This window comes from Streptomyces sp. NBC_01166 (assembly GCF_045039765.1).
GTDB lineage: Bacteria > Actinomycetota > Actinomycetes > Streptomycetales > Streptomycetaceae > Streptomyces.
This window is the reverse complement of sequence record NZ_CP108613.1, coordinates 7,863,191-7,878,966: the sequence shown is the minus strand read 5'-3', so window position 1 is coordinate 7,878,966 and position 15,776 is coordinate 7,863,191. Positions and strand designations below refer to the sequence as shown.

Genomic DNA, 15,776 nt, shown 5'->3' with positions numbered 1-15,776 from the left:
GGAGGATCGAGCCATGGCGGAGCCATGGTGATTGACGTCAACGCCGCAGATGTGCGCACCCGGCCCCGCGACGCCGCCCCCCGATTGCCGGATGCTCTGAGGGCGCTGCGCGGGGGCAGGGTCAGCGGCGCACCTTGCGGTTGGCGCGCAGCCACTCCTTGTTCATCGCGGTGATCGACGGCAGCGGGATGCCCTTGGGGCAGGCCGTCGCGCACTCTCCGGTGAGGGTGCAGCCGCCGAAGCCCTCGTCGTCCATGGTGGCGACCATGTCGAGCACTCGGGTCTCCCGCTCGGGCGCGCCCTGCGGGAGCACGTTGAGGTGGTTGACCTTGGCGGAGGTGAAGAGCATCGCCGAGCCGTTCGGGCAGGCCGCGACGCAGGCGCCGCAGCCGATGCACTCGGCGTGCTCGAAGGCCGAGTCGGCGTCCGGCTTGGGCACCGGCGTGGCGTGCGCGTCGGGCGCCGTGCCGGTGGGCGCGGAGATGTATCCGCCTGCCTGGATGATCCGGTCGAAGGACGAGCGGTCGACGACGAGGTCCTTGACGACGGGGAAGGCCGAGGCCCGCCACGGCTCGATGTCGATCGTGTCGCCGTCGCGGAAGGACCGCATGTGGAGCTGGCAGGTGGTGGTCCGCTCCGGTCCGTGGGCGTCGCCGTTGATGACGAGGCTGCACGCGCCGCAGATGCCTTCGCGGCAGTCGTGGTCGAAGGCGACGGGCTCGTCCCCACCGAGGATGAGCTCCTCGTTGAGGGTGTCGAGCATCTCCAGGAACGACATGTCCTGCGAGATGCCGTCGACTTCGTAGGTGGCCATGGCGCCGGGCGCCTCGGCGTTCTGCTGGCGCCAGACGCGCAGGGTGAGCTTCATGCGTAGCTCCGCTGAGTGGGGTGGACGTACTCGAAGACGAGGTCTTCCTTGTGCAGGACGGGGGCGTCGCCGGTGGCGCTGAACTCCCAGGCCGCGGCGTAGGAGAACTCCTCGTCCCGGCGGGCGGCTTCGCCGTCCGGGGTCTGCGACTCCTCGCGGAAGTGACCGCCGCAGGATTCGGCACGGTGCAGGGCGTCGAGGCACATGAGCTCGGCGAGCTCCAGGTAGTCGACGACGCGGTTGGCCTTCTCCAGCGACTGGTTGAACTGTTCGCCGGTGCCGGGCACCTTGATGCGCCGCCAGAACTCCTCGCGGATCTGTGGGATCCGGTCGAGGGCCTTGCGGAGGCCCTCCTCGGTGCGTGCCATCCCGCAGAACTCCCACATGAGTTCGCCGATCTCGCGGTGGAAGGAGTCCGGGGTGCGGTCCCCGTCGACCGCGAGGAGGAGGTTCAGCCGGTCCTCGGTCTCGGCGACGGCCTCGGTGACGGCCGGGTGGCCGGCGTCGATCTCCCCGGCGTGCGGGTTGCGGGCCAGGTAGTCGTTGATGGTCGAAGGCAGCACGAAGTAGCCGTCGGCGAGGCCCTGCATCAGCGCGGAGGCACCGAGGCGGTTGGCACCGTGGTCGGAGAAGTTGGCCTCACCGATGGCGAAGAGGCCGGGGATCGTGGTCTGCAGGTCGTAGTCGACCCAGAGGCCGCCCATCGTGTAGTGGACGGCGGGGTAGATGCGCATCGGCGTCTCGTACGGATTCTCCGCGGTGATCCGCGCGTACATGTCGAAGAGGTTGCCGTACTTCTCCTCGACCTTCTTCCGGCCCATGCGTGCGATGGCCTCGGCGAAGTCGAGGTAGACGCCCTGGCCGCCGGGACCGACACCGCGGCCCTCGTCGCAGACGTTCTTCGCGGCGCGGGAGGCGATGTCACGGGGCACGAGGTTGCCGAAGGCGGGGTAGATGCGCTCCAGGTAGTAGTCCCGCTCGTCCTCCGGGATCTGGTCGGCGGGGCGGTCGTCGCCCTTGGCCTTCGGGACCCAGATGCGTCCGTCGTTGCGCAGCGACTCGCTCATCAGCGTCAGCTTCGACTGGTGGTCGCCGGTGCGCGGGATGCAGGTGGGGTGGATCTGGGTGAAGCAGGGGTTCGCGAAATAGGCGCCGCGCCGGTGGGCGCGCCAGATCGCGGTGGCGTTGGAGTTCATGGCGTTGGTCGACAGGTAGAAGACGTTGCCGTAGCCCCCGCTCGCCAGGACGACCGCGTCGGCGAAGTACGTGTCGATCCTCCCCGTGACGAGGTCGCGGGCCACGATGCCGCGGGCCTTGCCGTCCACGACGATCAGGTCGAGCATCTCGGTGCGGGAGTGGAGCTCGACGTTGCCGGCCGCGATCTGCCGGGAGAGCGCCTGGTACGCGCCGAGGAGGAGCTGCTGCCCCGTCTGCCCGCGGGCGTAGAAGGTGCGGGAGACCTGCACGCCGCCGAACGAGCGGTTGTCGAGGAGGCCGCCGTACTCGCGGGCGAAGGGGACGCCCTGGGCGACGCACTGGTCGATGATCTCGACCGAGATCTCGGCCAGGCGGTGGACGTTGGACTCGCGGGCGCGGAAGTCGCCGCCCTTGACGGTGTCGTAGAACAGCCGGTGCACCGAGTCGCCGTCGTTGCGGTAGTTCTTGGCTGCGTTGATCCCGCCCTGGGCGGCGACGGAGTGGGCACGCCGGGGCGAGTCCTGGAAGCAGAACTGGACCACGTGGTAGCCCTGTTCGGCGAGCGTGGCGCCGGCCGATCCGCCTGCCAGGCCGGTGCCGACGACGATGACGGTGTGCTTGCGGCGGTTGGCCGGGTTGACGAGCTTCGCCTGGAAGCGGCGGGTGTCCCACCGCTCGGCGACGGGGCCCTCGGGCGCCTTGGCGTCGACGACGGGGTCGCCGGTGCGGTAGTTCGTGTAGTCGCTCATGTCAGCTCACCACTCCGGTCATCACGGCGACGGGCACGGAGACGAAGCCGGCCGTCAGCACCACTGCGAGGACATTGGCGAGGGTCTTCAGGACGCGGTCCCGGGTCGCGCTGCCCACGCCGAGGGTCTGCGCCGCACTCCAGAACCCGTGCTGGACGTGCAGACCCAGCGCGAGCACGGCGACGATGTAGATGACGTTGCCGTACCAGGTCGAGAAGGTGTCGAGCACGTTCTGGTAGGGGTGCCCGGTCTGGAATCCGCCGGTGTGCACGGTGCCGGTCGTGAGGTCCAGGATGTGCCAGACGATGAACAGCGCGAGGATGATGCCGCCGTAGCGCATGGTGCGCGTCGCGTAGCTGGCACGCGCCTTCTTGTGGACGTACGCCGTCGGGCGCGCCCTGAGGTCACGGAGGCTCAGCTGATAGGCGGATACGGCGTGCAGGACGACGGCCGCGACGAGCACCACGCGGATGATCCACAGCGCCCACTCGTAGTGCAGGAAGGGCTCGCCGAGGGTCCGGAGCCAGTGCGCGTAGTGATTGAACTCGCCGGATCCGAAGAAGATCTTCAGGTTGCCCAGCATGTGGACCGCCAGATAACCGAGCATGATCAGGCCGCTCACAGCCATGATCGTCTTCTTGCCGACGGACGAGTCCCAGAGCGTACGCGTCATGGACGGCCGTCGGTCCGTCCGCGTTGCCAATGCCATGGACACGACGCTAGAGCCGAAGCCATCATCAGTCCAAGACATGAAATGACTCATATCCATAGGCACAGGCTATGGAGTTCGCTATCGTCGGCCGCATGCACTTCCAGCAGCTCGCCTACTTCGTGGCCGTGGCCGAGGCCAGACACTTCACCAGGGCCGCCGAAGAGGTGCACGTGTCTCAGCCCTCCCTCTCCCAGCAGATCAAGGCACTGGAGAACGAGCTGGGCGCCGAGCTGTTCAGCCGCGCGCGCGGCAACATCGCGCTGACCGACGCGGGCGAGGCGCTGCTGCCGCTCGCCCGCAGGATCCTGGCGGACGCGGACACCGCGCGGCACGAGGTGCAGGAGCTCGTACAGCTGCGCCGGGGGCGGATCAGGCTCGGCGCCACCCCGAGCGTCTGCACGGGCCTGCTGCCCGACGTGCTGCGGGCCTTCCACGGCGCGCACCCGGGGATCCAGCTCCTGATCGAGGAGGGCGGCTCCCACGACCTCGTGCGGCAGCTGGCACGGGGCGCCCTGGATCTCGCACTGCTCGTGCTGCCCCTGCCGGCGGGATCGCCGGCGCTCACCACGGTGGAGCTGCTGCACGAGGACCTGGTGGTGGTGTCATCGGCGTCCCGGCCCGCACCCGGGCGGAAGGGGTCCGTGCACATCGCCGATCTCGAGAACGAGCCGCTGGTGATGTTCCGGCACGGCTACGACCTTCGGGAGCTGACCGTCGCCGCGTGCCGGGCGGAGGGCTTCGATCCCTCGTTCACGGTGGAGGGCGGCGAGATGGACGCCGTACTCGGCTTCGTACGGGCGGGGCTCGGGATCGCCGTCGTGCCCCGCATGGTCGCCGTGCGGGCAGGCCAGGACCTCCGGACGACACCGCTGGCCTCGCCGGGGCTGCGGCGCACGATCGCGCTGGCGCACCGCAGCGACGTCGAACCGCCGCGCGCGGCGCGGGAACTCCAGCGGATGCTCCTGGGGGCGGGGCCGCCCGCAGCGTCCTCGGCCGCCGGCCGGCCGGGCCCGGGCGGCGGCTGAGGACGGAGCCGTCAGACCGCGTCCGCCAGCAGCAGCGCGTGGATCCGGTCCGGGGCGCCGGGGCGCGCGTAGTACCAGCCCTGGGCGGTGTCGCAGCCGAGCTGTCGCAGCTGCTCGGCCTGGGCGCCGGTCTCGACTCCCTCGACCGTGACCGCGAGGTCCAGGCTGTGGGCGAGCGAGACGATGCCCTCGACGATCTTCAGGTCGACCGGGTCGGCCGGATGGTGCTGCATGCCCTGGGTGAAGGAACGATCCAGCTTGAGGATGCTCACCGGCAGGCGGCGCAGGTTCGCCAGGTTCGAGTAACCGGTGCCGAAGTCGTCCAGCGCGATGTCGACGCCCATCTCCGCCAGCTGACGCAGCGGCTTGAGCAGATCGTCGTCCGCGCCGATCAGCGCCGACTCGGTGACCTCCAGACAGAGGGCGCCAGGCTCCAGGCCCGAGCGTTCCAGCACATCGACGGTCTCCGCGACCAGCCTCGGGTGGTGCAGCTGGGTCGGCGAGAGATTGACGTTGATGCGCAGGGGCCCGCCGTCGGTGTGGCGCTCCTGCCAGAAGTTCGCCTGCCGGACGGACTCCTCCAGCACCCAGCGGCCGAGCGGCACGATCAGCCCGGTGTGCTCGGCGAGCGGGATGAACCGGTCCGGGCCGAGCACGCCGTGCTGCGGATGGCACCAGCGCACCAGCGCCTCGGCTCCGTGCACGCTGCCGTCACCGAGGTGCACCAGCGGCTGGTACTCGATGAAGAACTCGCCGCGGTCCAGCGCCGCGGGCAGCGCCGTGGTCAGTCCGTGGCGGGTGATGGCGCGAGCGTCTGCCTCGGCGTCGGCGAGCGCGAAGCGGTTCCCGCCCGCCGCCTTGGCCCGGTACATCGTGATGTCGGCGCTGCGGAGCACCTCGGCGGCGGTGCGTTCGCCCGACGGCCCTTCGACGACGCCGATGGATCCCCGTACGGTCAGCTCCCGGCCGTCGAGACGGATGGGCGTGGCGAGCGCGGAGAGGATGCGGCCGGCCAGCTCGTGGACCTCGTCCTGGGTGTGCGGCCCGGTCGTGAGGGCCACGAACTCGTCACCGCCGAGCCGCGCGACCATCTCGCCTGGGGCGGTCGCACAGCTCTGCAGCCGGTCGGCGACCTCGACCAGGAGCCGGTCACCCGCCGCGTGGCCCAGGCTGTCGTTGATCGCCTTGAAGCCGTCCAGGTCCAGGTAGCAGAGCCCGAAGCGCATGCCCTCCCTGGGCGCGAGGGCCTTCTCCAGCCGCTCGAAGAACAGCGTGCGGTTCGGCAGACCGGTGAGCGCGTCGTGGGTGGCCTCGTAGCGCAGCCGCAGGTTGAGCAGCCGCCGCTCGGTGGTGTCCTCCATGAGCGCCAGCTGGTACTCCGGCCGCCCCTCCGGGTCACGCAGCAGCGACACGGTGAGGTTGGTCCACAGGACGGTGCCGTCGTTGCGGTAGTACGGTTTTTCGACGCTGTAGTGCTCGCGCTCGCCGCGTACCAGCTCGTCGTAGTACTTCCAGACGTACGGCGAGTCCTCGGGGTGCACCCACTCGTTCACCTTGTGGCTGCGGACGTGGTTCTCCAGGCCGCCGAACATCTTGGTGAGGGTGTCGTTGATCTCCAGGATGTTCCCGTCGAGGTCGGCGATGCCGATCCCGACGGCGGCGTCCTTGAACACGGCACGGAAGCGGGCCTCGGTGGCGTGCAGTGCCTGTTCGGCGTGCGACCGCGCGGTGAGGGCGGAGCGGGCGATGGCCTCCTGCTCGGCGAGCGTCCGCTCGCGCAGCGCCTGGGTGAACCCGCCGGCCAGCGCGTGCTGGATCCGGGCGCACCGGGCCCGGCTCTCCTCGGTCGGCAGGTCCACCGGCCCGTTGCCGCCGCAGTAGAGGACCAGGTAGGAGTCGACGACGCCGAGGGTGGAGCTCAGGGCGTCCGGGTCCGTGCAGTGTGCGGCGACCAGGGAGGCTCCGACGCCGTGCGCGGGTGCCGCGTCGAAGACCCGGGTGTGAAGGATGTCGCTCAGTTTCCGTGCGAGCGGCAGCAGATGTTCCTCGAACTCGGGGCGGGACATGGAGGTGGCCGTGGACGGGAAGATCGCCCGGCTCCAGATGGTGGCGAATCTCCGGAGCCGGCCCTCGGGGCCGTCGGGTTCCGCGTCGGGCACGCCCGACGACTGGGCGGGAATGCTCACGCCTTGCGCCCAACCCCGGCGAAGCCCGAGAAGGCGAACGGGTCTTCGTGCGCGAGTGTCTCGGGGGACTCGGGGCGCCACTCGGGCATGGAGACGAGCCCGGGCTCGACCATCTCGTACCCCTCGAAGAATCGGCTGATCTCCGTGCGCGAACGCATGATCAGCGGATTGCGGATGGTGCGGTAGACACCGACGGTCCCACCCGCCTCCTCCTGGCTGAGCGGGATCCCCTCGTACGACGCGTGGGTCAGGATCAGCAGGCTGCCGGGGGCCAGCGCGTCGCGCAGCTCCGCGACCGCCGCGTACGGGTCGTCGGAGTCCTCGATGAAGTGCAGCACCGCCACCAGGAGCAGCGCCACCGGCTTGTCCAGGTCGAGGAGGCCGTTGATCTGCGGGTCCGCCAGGATCTCCCGGGGTTTGCGCAGATCCGCGGCTGCGATGACGGCCCGCTCGTTGCCCTCGAGCACCGCCTGGCTGTGTGCGACCGCGACCGAGTCGTGGTCGACATAGGCGATCCGGGCCTCGGGATCGGCAGCCTGGGCGACTTCATGAACATTGCCGAAGGTCGGTATACCGGACCCTATGTCCAGAAACTGGTTGACGCCTGAAGCAGTGGCGTAGTGCACGGCTCGCCGCATAAAAGCACGATTGGCCTGCATGACCTTGGGCAGGCCCGGCATGAACTCCATGGCCTTCCGGGCCGCTTCCCTGTCCACCTCGAAATTGTGCGAACCGCCCAGATAGAAGTCGTACATGCGAGACACGCTCGGCACCGAGATGTCAATGCCTTGCGGTGCCCAGGCGGGACGCTCCATCGATGTCTCCAACAAGTCGCCACGGCGATCCGGCCATGTTCATGGTCAGTGTTGACCAGAGGCTACTGATCGACCGCCAGGAGAGCGAGTGGAAACGGAAATTAGAGATCCGTTATTGGTCACACACCGGAGGCAAGTGCGGCGGCCCGTCGCTGCGTGTGCGCATTCGGCGACGGACCGGCATCACGGAGGATCTTCCGGGCGTTACTTGGAGGCTCCGACCAGTTTCGCGTCGGGCGACACCGCGTACCATGTGCCCCCGACGCCTTGGCCGTTGGTGTCTCCCGGCCGCGCGTCGCCGGAGAAGGTGTAGAGGGGCCAGCAGTCGAGCGACTGCTGCTTGACGCCGTCCGGACGGTCGAAGGTGACGAATCCCTTCGTGGTGACGCCTTCGACGTCATTCTTCTCCACGGGACCGACGACCGGCCACTTCTTCAGACACTCACCCGTGCACGCGGACTTCATCGGCCACGCCGAGTCCTTCTTGAAGCGGTAAACCGTCATGCCCCGTTTGTCCACGACGATCTTCCCGAGTTCCGGATCCTCGCGGACCGAAAGTCCGGCGAGGTCCGCCTGAGCACCGGTGGCTCCGTCGGCGTTCACCGCCGCTTTCTTTCCGTCCGGAGCGGCGGCGAACCATGTCCCGCCGACTCCCTGCCCGTTGGCTTCACCGGGCCGGGTGTCCTCGGCATAGCGGTACATGGGCCAACCCGCCACGGTCAGCTGTTTGGTCCCGTCGCCCCTGGTCACCTCGCCGATCAGTGACGCCTCGGTGCCCGCGGCCGCTTCGGCGTTCTGCGCCGGCACCGCGGGCCATGCCTTCCCACAGTCGCTCTCGCAATTCGACCTGGGCGGTTCGGCGGTGTCCTTGTCGAAACGGTAGAGCGTGAAGCCCTCACTGTCGGTCAGCACCTTGCCCAGCTTCTTGCTGTCCCACACCGCGAGTTGCCCGGCCTCCTTCGCCGTCCCACCCGCTGCCGCGCCGGAACCGTAGCCGCCGTCCGAGCCGTATCCGCTGTCGGCCGGCTGCTGTGCGGGGGCGGCGTTCCCCACGGCCTGGCCGTTCGGAGACGCGGTGCCCTTCTCCTGACCGCACGCCGTCGTCAGCGCCAAGAGGGCCGCCGCCGTCACCGCGAGCGAGGCGTTCCGCCAGGTATTCATGTCGACTCCCGTTGTCCTTCTGCCGTCCGGGACGCGAGTCCGCGTCTTCCGTGGCCCTTGGTACGGGCGACCGGTACCTCTGCGTTCAACGGAAGCCCGGACAAGTTCCGGCGGGCGCAAACGCGAATCACCGAATGTCCCCTCCATCAGGCGAATCAACTCCGCCCTCCGCGTGTTCGGCGGCTGAGGGGAACATGCTCCCCGGCGTGTACGGATCACGCATATGGCGGCTGACGGCCGCGACCCTGCTCCTGCTGCTCGCCGCCCCGCTGCCGGCGGCCGGCGACGACTGCGCCGTCGCCTCCATCGGGCAGGGGGACGGCAGCTCGTCCGTCGCCGTGGCGGGCGAGGGACGGTGCGGGGCGGTCATCGCCGAGCCCGAACCCGAGCCCGAGCCCGAGCCCGAACCAGCACCGCCACCACCTCCGCCTCCTCCACCCCCTCCACCGCCTCCGCCTCCTCCACCCCCTCCACCACCGCCCCCTCCGCCTCCGCCTCCACCGCCGCCACCTCCCCCCGCACCCGCGCCGCCCGAACCGGAACCCGAACCCTCGCCACCGCCTGCCACCGTGCGCCCCGCGCCACCACCCCCGGCGCCCGTCGCGCTGCCCGCCTACAAAAAGCCTCCCCGCAAGACACCCCGGGCCGGGCCGTCACTGGTCTCGCTCACTCTTCTCATCACCGCGCCCGCCGTTTTCGCCGTGGCCGTACTGCGGCCCCGCTCGTCCCGCTGAACCGAAAAAGGGAACCCATGTCGGAATGGCTTGTTCTGACCATTGCGATGGCATCGGCATGCGCCGTCGTGCTGACCATCGCCGTCCTGAGCAACAGGCGCATCGCCGAGGACGACGATCCGTCCGAGACACCCGACGTCATCGAGTACATGACGATGATGATCGGCGTGGTGTACGCGATCGTGCTCGGCCTGGCCATCGCAGGCGTCTGGGAGGGCCGCAGCGCCGCCCAGGAGTCCGTACGCCTGGAGGCGCAGGCACTGCACGAGGTGAGCGCCCGGTCGGCGGTCTATCCGGTCGAGGTCCGCGACCGCATCCGGGCCGACGTGGACGCGTATGTGGCACATGTCGTCGGCGCCGAATGGAAGTCGATGACGGACCACTCGAGTCTCACCGAGGAGGGCACCAGACTTCTCGACCGGGTGCGGGCCGACGTGACGGAGTACAAGCCGCGGACGGACCACGAAGGTCAGGCGTACCAGCCGCTGGTGGACCAGGTGGCCGCCGTCGACGACGCACGGGGGGCCCGGGGGCAGAACGCGGGCGCGACCATGCCGGGAGTCGTCTGGTTCGGTCTGATCACCGGGGCCGTGGTCACGGTCGGATTGATCTTCACGCTCCAGATCCGCAGAACCTTCCGTGAATTGCTGCTGGCGGGCCTCTTCAGCGTCCTGATCGCCTTCCTGCTCTTCCTCATCTGGGACTTCGACGCCCCCTTCGGCCGGGGCATCTCGGCGACCACAGCCCCGTTCGTCGATCTGTTCCCGCACGCCACGGGTGGATAGGAGCGCGTATCCCGCAGCCTTGTCGCTCGGCCGCAGAGCCGGTCGGGGGACAAGGCTGCCCCATTCGCCTGACACCGATCGCGGGTGGTATGCGGCACTTCTACCGTTTCGGTCATCGAGGTGCATTTCTCATACCTCGCGGAAATCCGTTCCGCGGCTGCTCCTCGGGACCCGGAGGATTCACCATGCGCGCGATACGTGTCGCACCCGTCGCCCTGCTGGGCGCCGCCGCCTGTTTCCTGATGGCACCGGCCGCATCGGCCGATGTGCACAACGGCGGCACGTCCACCTCGTTCACGCCGACCATCACTCCGTCGACGGTCGCGCCGGGAGGCCAGGTGACTCTCGGCGCCATGGGGTGCACCAGCAATGCGACCGCGTTCTCTGGCGTGTTCGACACGGTCACCATCCCGAGCGGGCGGTCGGCCTCGGCCACGGTCGACTGGGACGCCAGGCGGGGCGCGGTCTACGAGGTGACCTTCCGCTGCGGCACCACCACGCGGTCCGCCAACCTGACGATCACGAGCGGCGCCACCAGTTCCCCCACGACCAGCCCCACCACGGCCCCCACGACCAGCTCCACCGCCTCTCCGAGCGGCGTGCTGGGCGGGCTCGGCGGCAGCGTCGACACGATGGACCCCGCGGAGATCGCCGCCGGTTCCGCGTTGGTGGCGGCCGCTTCGGCCGGCGCCTTCTATGTCCTGCGCAAGCGCCGCACCGCTCGCCAGCACTGACGGCTCGCATACGGACACACGACAGTCGCCCCGGGTCCTGATCCAGGACTCGGGGCGACGGGCGTATCGGGCCGGGCGGGAGGTTCGACGCGTCAGATCGCCGCATTGCTCATCCGCCGACGGACGACGAAGACGGCTCCGCCGACGGCTGCCGCCGCGACAAGGCCGCCGCCGACCTGCATCTCGACGGAGCTGGGGCCCATCGAGCCGCCGAGGCCGCCCTGCGCGCCCCGCGAGTTCAGCACGGTGAAGCGGGCCGTGGCGACCGGGTCGCCGTTGCCACCCTGGCCACCGTTGCCACCCTGGCCACCATTGCCACCCTGGCCACCGTTGCCGCCCTGGCCGCCACCGTTGCCGCCCTGGCCGCCGCCGTTGCCACCGTTGCCGCCCTGGCCGCCGCCGTTGCCGCCCTGGCCGCCGCCGTTGCCGCCCTGGCCGCGCTCGTCCCCGTTGCCGCCCTGGCCGCCGTTGCCGCCCTGGCCGCCGTTGCCTCCGTTGCCTCCGAAGTTGTTCTGGCTGTCGTTGCACCTCACGGACAGGCTGTACTGACCAGGCGTCGCGTTGTTCCGGATGTGCGCCGTGGCGTAGCCGACCCGGCCCGGCGAGAGGTTAACCGTCGGGAAGGCGTTCGACCACACCTTGCCGCCGGAGCGGCCGCAGCCCTCCGCGCTGACCTGCATCGTGGCGCCCTGGTGGACCGAGGACGGGTCGACGGTGACATTGGTCGGAAAGTTGCTCGGGTTGCTGCCGGGGCCGCCGCCGGCGGCGGCCAGCGGGGCAGCGAGCCCGACCGCCGCGAATGCGGTCGCGGTCACCGCGAGAGTGCGTGAAGCACGCATCTTTGAACCTCCAGCGGGAAGCGCCCCGGAGTCTGGTCCCCGGGAGTAGACGAGAACGCGTCCCATGACGAACCCTCACCAAATACCGCAGGTATCGCATTTCGGCGCTGCTCCACCCCGGTGAGCCGACACGCCGCGGACTGGACCCGGAATCTGACGGAGCCGCAGGTCACGGACCGTCAGAATTTTTATCCGCTCATTACTCCGAAGAGAAGACGCCCACGACGGCGCCCGGTCGGCCGCCACCCGTTCGCCCTTCCCTGATCGCCGCCTTGCACCACCGCGCCTAGCGTGACGGTGTCGCGACGAAGGGAGAACCATGGGCCGGGACCAATGGGGCGGCGAGCGGAGCAGACGCACACCGTGGGGCGCCATCGCCCTGGTGATGCTCACCGGGCTCGCTCTCATGCGCAACGGCGTGGAGACGTCACCCGGACCGCCGCAGCCCGCCGCAGCGGCCTCCGTGGCCGGCCCCCGGGACACCACGGTGTCCGCCCCGGCCGACGGCGAGTCCGTGCAGCCGCTCGCGTACGCCCCCGCCGAGCGCATCCAGATCCCGTCGATCGAGGTCGACGCACCCGTGGTCGATGTGAACCTGGACCCGGCCGGCTGGATCGAGGCGCCGCCCGCCCAGGATCCGAACCTCGCCGGCTGGTACCAGAACGGCATCGCCCCCGGCCAGCGTGGGACCTCCGTGATGGTCGGCCACGTCGACAACCTGGCCGGCCCCGCGGTCTTCTACGGACTGGGCTCCCTCAGCAAGGGGCAGCAGATCGAGGTGTCCCGCTACGACAACCGGGTCGCGGTGTTCGAGATCTACGGCGTCGAGGTCTTCTCCAAGAACGACTTCCCGGGCCCCCGGGTGTACGGCGACACCGGGTACGCCGAACTCCGGGTCATCACCTGCGGCGGGGGGTACTCGAAGGCCAACGGCTACGACGGGAACGTGGTGGTCTTCGCCCGGCTGGTCGAGACGCGGTAGCCGGTCCGGGCAACCGGCGCCCCCGTCAGCTGCGGTGCGGGACTGTGGGGCGGTACCCCCTCTCGATGAGCGCCGGCAGGTACCGGCGGAGGGCGGCCACGCTCTGGGACCGGTTTCCGCCGGCGTCGTGCGACAGCACCACGACGCCGGGCGCCGCACCCTTCTTGACCCGGCGGACGATGGAGTCGGTGCCCGGCGTGGTCCAGTCCAGCGTGTCGACGGTCCAAGCCATCGGTTCCATGCCCATCGCGGCGCCGATCTCGAAGGAATTGCGGTTCCAGGCGCCGTACGGGGCCCGGTACCAGAGCGGCGGGGATCCCAGGGTCTTCTCGATCACTTCGCTGGTGCTGCCCAGTTCGTCGCGGATCGCGCCCCGGGAGAGCTTCGGGATGAGGGGGTGCGACCAGGAGTGGTTGCCGACGACGTGCCCGTCGTCCGCCATCTCGCGGAGCAGGTCGCGGTTGTCGGTGGCCATCTCACCGCAGACGAAGAACATCGCCCGGACTTCGTATCTTCGCAGCGTGGCCAGGATGTCCGGGGTGTACCGGGGGTCGGGGCCGTCGTCGAAGCTGAGCACCACGGCGTCGCTCCCCAGCTCCGGCAGCTCCTCGAAGGGCCGGGTGCGGACCGGCGGCGCGGCCGGCCGGAAGCGGGACGGCGTGGTCGACGTCATGGGCCGCAGCCGGTAGGCGCCCGGCGCCGTCCGGGCCCTCGCCGGAGGCCCGGCGGCCGGGGGCGGGGGCTCACCACCGGGGCGCGCGGGCGTCCCGGCCGGATCCGCTGCGACGGCGTGCACGGTGAGGGCTGCCCCCAGGGTGAGAGCGAGGCGCAGGAAGGTGCGGCGTTCCGCCGGAATCTGATCATGCTTCATGACTAACTGCTCGCACGGAGTGACGCCCCCGTCTGGCGCCGACACCTGGGATGTGGTGTTTTGCACCCGATGGATGGAGTGCCTCGGCGGAATCCGGAGGGAAGGTTCCGGGTTCCACCGCCCGCCCGGGGGGCGCGGGACACGAGCGGCTACCCTCAGGCCCGTGACTGACCAGCAACACCACCGCTTCGAGCGCGGCACGGACGGCCCCAAGGTGATCGTCGCGGGCATCGACGGCTCCGAGTCCTCGATGCGGGCCGCGGCGTACGCGGCGGGCCTCGCCCGCCGGCAGAACGCGATGCTCGCCCTCGTCTATGTCCAGCCGGTGATGTCGGCCGGCGCCGCCCTGGGAGCCCCGGTGGCCGAGGCCACCGGCGAGGTCGCCGAGGGGTTGGTGAACGAGATCAGGACGGCGACCGAGCGGCTCAAGGACATATGGAACGTCCGTTGGGAGTTCCACACGTTCCACGGGGATCCGTACAACGGGCTCGTGACGGCTGCCGACGAGCTGAAGGCGGACGCCGTGGTCGTGGGCGCGTCGGAGTCCGCCGGGCACCGCTTCATCGGCTCGGTGGCGGTCCGGCTCGTGAAGGCCGGGCGCTGGCCGGTCACCGTCGTGCCGTGACGCCCCACGGGCACCCGCCGGTCACCCTCGCGCCATGAACGCCCCGGTGGGTGGGGGACGTCACTTGCCGGCCACGAGACCGTCCTGGGCTGCTCCACGGCTCAGGACGACGGCCTGGATCCGGTCCCGGATCTCTCCCAGCCGGCCGTCCGTCTCCCCCGCCGGGCCTGCGGCCCCTGGGGCCAGGCGCACCACGCGCCCCGCCTCGGGGTCGAACCACTGCGGGATGAACTCGGCCTTCTTGACCGCCCATCGCTGCCCCGGTTTCGCGGGCGGCTCGAAGGTGAAGCGGCCCATCGAGCTCTCGTTGGCGCGCGGGTCCTGGACTCCCTCGTGGTTGACCATGGCACCCGCGACCTGGTCGCCCATGCCGTAGACGATCCAGGTTCCGTTGACCTTCTCGTACGCCTGCGGGACATGGGCGTGGGTGCCGAGGATCAGGTCGATGTCGGGGCGTTCGCCGGTGCCGGAGGCCGTGAGTTCGCGGCCGAGCCCGAGCTGGACGTCGTCGGGGTCGTCCTGCCATTCGGTGCCCCAGTGCAGGGAGACGACGACCACGTCGGCACCCGCCTTGCGGCCCGCCCGGGCGTCCGCGACGATCCGGTCCTTGTCGATCAGGTTGACCGCCCAGGGCTGCCCGGCGGGCAGCGGGAGGTCGTTGGTGCCGTAGGTGTACGCGAGGTGGGCGACCTTCGCCGCGCTCTTGCCCTTGCCCGCCCTGAGCAAGGTGGGGCGGGCCGCCTCCTCGGCCGAGCGTGCGGATCCGGCGTGGGCGATGTCCGCGCGGTCCAGCGCGTCGAGTGTCCGCCCGATCCCCTGGGCGCCGTCGTCCAGGGTGTGGTTGGAGGCGGTGGAGCAGGAGTCGAAGCCGGTGGCGCGCAGTGCGGTCGCCACCTCGGGCGGTGACTTGAAGGACGGATAGCCGGTGTAGGGGCCGCCGTCCTGGCCGTACACCGTCTCCATGTGGCAGATGGCCAGATCCGCACCCGAGACCGCTGGAGCGGCGCCCTTGAGCATCGGACGGAAGTCGTAGCCCCTGCCACCCGCGTCGGCCGCGGCCCGGTCGATGATCGAGGAGTGCGGCAGGATGTCGCCCGAGGCCAGCAGCGTGAAGGCGCGCGTCCGCTCCGCTCCCCCGGCGCCCGCGCCGTTCACACCCTGCTCGGCGGAGAGGTGCCGCCCGGCGAAACCTGGGGGCGACGACTGCTGGCCGGTACAGGCTGTTGCGGTGGCGAGGAGACCGGCGACGGCGATCGCCGCGCCCTGTCGGATGCGCTTCGTCATCTGCACGACTCCCAGTTCGGACGATTTCGGCCATCCGAATACACATATATTCATACCGGTGAGTCAAGAACAAAGCAGCCAAAGTACCTGAATCGGCCGTATCGGCGCCGGGTGACCGTTCACCGCACCACTCGCCGCTCCGTGCGACCGCTCGGCGCAGACCTCGGTGCACCTCCTGTTCCCTCACGCGCCGATGCGTTCGTATACGC

At 70.1% G+C, this 15,776-nt stretch carries 14 protein-coding genes; 5 read left to right on the top strand and 9 right to left on the bottom strand.

What is annotated here, in order from left to right; genetic code table 11:
• Positions 1 to 121: 121 nt before the first annotated feature.
• The 3 genes from OG379_RS35660 to OG379_RS35650 are packed head-to-tail and all read right to left on the bottom strand — an operon-like array spanning position 122 to position 3,523.
• Entirely contained in the window at positions 122 to 868 is a 747-nt protein-coding gene (locus OG379_RS35660) for a succinate dehydrogenase/fumarate reductase iron-sulfur subunit (protein WP_393759880.1), read from the bottom strand.
• Positions 865 to 2,814, bottom strand: a complete 1,950-nt coding sequence (locus tag OG379_RS35655) for a fumarate reductase/succinate dehydrogenase flavoprotein subunit (protein ID WP_405667335.1) — start codon at positions 2,812 to 2,814, stop codon at positions 865 to 867. Before OG379_RS35655 ends, OG379_RS35660 begins: the two co-directional genes overlap by 4 nt.
• 1 nt (position 2,815) lies before the next feature.
• Positions 2,816 to 3,523 (bottom strand): succinate dehydrogenase, encoded by a 708-nt coding sequence (locus tag OG379_RS35650; protein WP_405667334.1) that lies wholly within the window; start codon positions 3,521 to 3,523, stop codon positions 2,816 to 2,818.
• A gap of 95 nt (positions 3,524 to 3,618) precedes the next feature.
• Here OG379_RS35650 and OG379_RS35645 point away from each other — a divergent pair, with 95 nt between their 5' ends.
• The gene (locus OG379_RS35645; RefSeq protein WP_405668770.1) at positions 3,619 to 4,551 is read left to right on the top strand and encodes a LysR family transcriptional regulator; all 933 of its coding nucleotides are present in this window, start codon (positions 3,619 to 3,621) and stop codon (positions 4,549 to 4,551) included.
• A gap of 11 nt (positions 4,552 to 4,562) precedes the next feature.
• Here the strand turns inward: OG379_RS35645 and OG379_RS35640 are convergent, their stop codons facing one another.
• The 3 genes from OG379_RS35640 to OG379_RS35630 all read right to left on the bottom strand — a co-directional run bounded on the left by OG379_RS35640 (position 4,563) and on the right by OG379_RS35630 (position 8,713).
• Complete coding sequence (locus OG379_RS35640) at positions 4,563 to 6,737, bottom strand: putative bifunctional diguanylate cyclase/phosphodiesterase (protein ID WP_405667333.1); 2,175 nt, start codon at positions 6,735 to 6,737, stop codon at positions 4,563 to 4,565.
• Positions 6,734 to 7,552, bottom strand: coding sequence for an SAM-dependent methyltransferase (locus tag OG379_RS35635; RefSeq protein ID WP_405667332.1), 819 nt, complete (start codon positions 7,550 to 7,552; stop codon positions 6,734 to 6,736). Before OG379_RS35635 ends, OG379_RS35640 begins: the two co-directional genes overlap by 4 nt.
• A gap of 204 nt (positions 7,553 to 7,756) precedes the next feature.
• Complete coding sequence (locus OG379_RS35630; protein ID WP_405667331.1) at positions 7,757 to 8,713, bottom strand: SCO0930 family lipoprotein; 957 nt, start codon at positions 8,711 to 8,713, stop codon at positions 7,757 to 7,759.
• A 751-nt stretch (positions 8,714 to 9,464) separates the two neighbouring features.
• Between OG379_RS35630 and OG379_RS35625 the strand changes: the two genes are divergently transcribed.
• Both OG379_RS35625 and OG379_RS35620 read left to right on the top strand, forming a co-directional pair.
• Positions 9,465 to 10,232, top strand: a complete 768-nt coding sequence (locus OG379_RS35625; RefSeq protein ID WP_405667330.1) for a hypothetical protein — start codon at positions 9,465 to 9,467, stop codon at positions 10,230 to 10,232.
• Positions 10,233 to 10,417: 185 nt separating this feature from the next.
• Positions 10,418 to 10,966 carry a hypothetical protein gene (locus tag OG379_RS35620; RefSeq protein WP_393759896.1) on the top strand — a complete coding sequence of 183 codons (549 nt, stop codon included), beginning with the start codon at positions 10,418 to 10,420 and terminating at the stop codon, positions 10,964 to 10,966.
• 92 nt (positions 10,967 to 11,058) lie between these two features.
• Here the strand turns inward: OG379_RS35620 and OG379_RS35615 are convergent, their stop codons facing one another.
• Positions 11,059 to 11,805 (bottom strand): hypothetical protein, encoded by a 747-nt coding sequence (locus OG379_RS35615; protein ID WP_405667329.1) that lies wholly within the window; start codon positions 11,803 to 11,805, stop codon positions 11,059 to 11,061.
• A gap of 319 nt (positions 11,806 to 12,124) precedes the next feature.
• Here OG379_RS35615 and OG379_RS35610 point away from each other — a divergent pair, with 319 nt between their 5' ends.
• Positions 12,125 to 12,787, top strand: a complete 663-nt coding sequence (locus tag OG379_RS35610; RefSeq protein ID WP_405667328.1) for a class F sortase — start codon at positions 12,125 to 12,127, stop codon at positions 12,785 to 12,787.
• A 25-nt stretch (positions 12,788 to 12,812) separates the two neighbouring features.
• On the opposite strand, the gene OG379_RS35605 is transcribed toward OG379_RS35610, so the two are convergent.
• On the bottom strand, positions 12,813 to 13,658 hold the full coding sequence (locus OG379_RS35605) for a polysaccharide deacetylase family protein (protein WP_405667327.1): 846 nt from the start codon (positions 13,656 to 13,658) through the stop codon (positions 12,813 to 12,815).
• A gap of 163 nt (positions 13,659 to 13,821) precedes the next feature.
• Between OG379_RS35605 and OG379_RS35600 the strand changes: the two genes are divergently transcribed.
• Positions 13,822 to 14,283, top strand: a complete 462-nt coding sequence (locus tag OG379_RS35600; protein WP_393759903.1) for a universal stress protein — start codon at positions 13,822 to 13,824, stop codon at positions 14,281 to 14,283.
• A gap of 60 nt (positions 14,284 to 14,343) precedes the next feature.
• On the opposite strand, the gene OG379_RS35595 is transcribed toward OG379_RS35600, so the two are convergent.
• Positions 14,344 to 15,567, bottom strand: a complete 1,224-nt coding sequence (locus tag OG379_RS35595) for a CapA family protein (protein WP_405667326.1) — start codon at positions 15,565 to 15,567, stop codon at positions 14,344 to 14,346.
• Between the last annotated feature and the right edge of the window lie 209 nt (positions 15,568 to 15,776).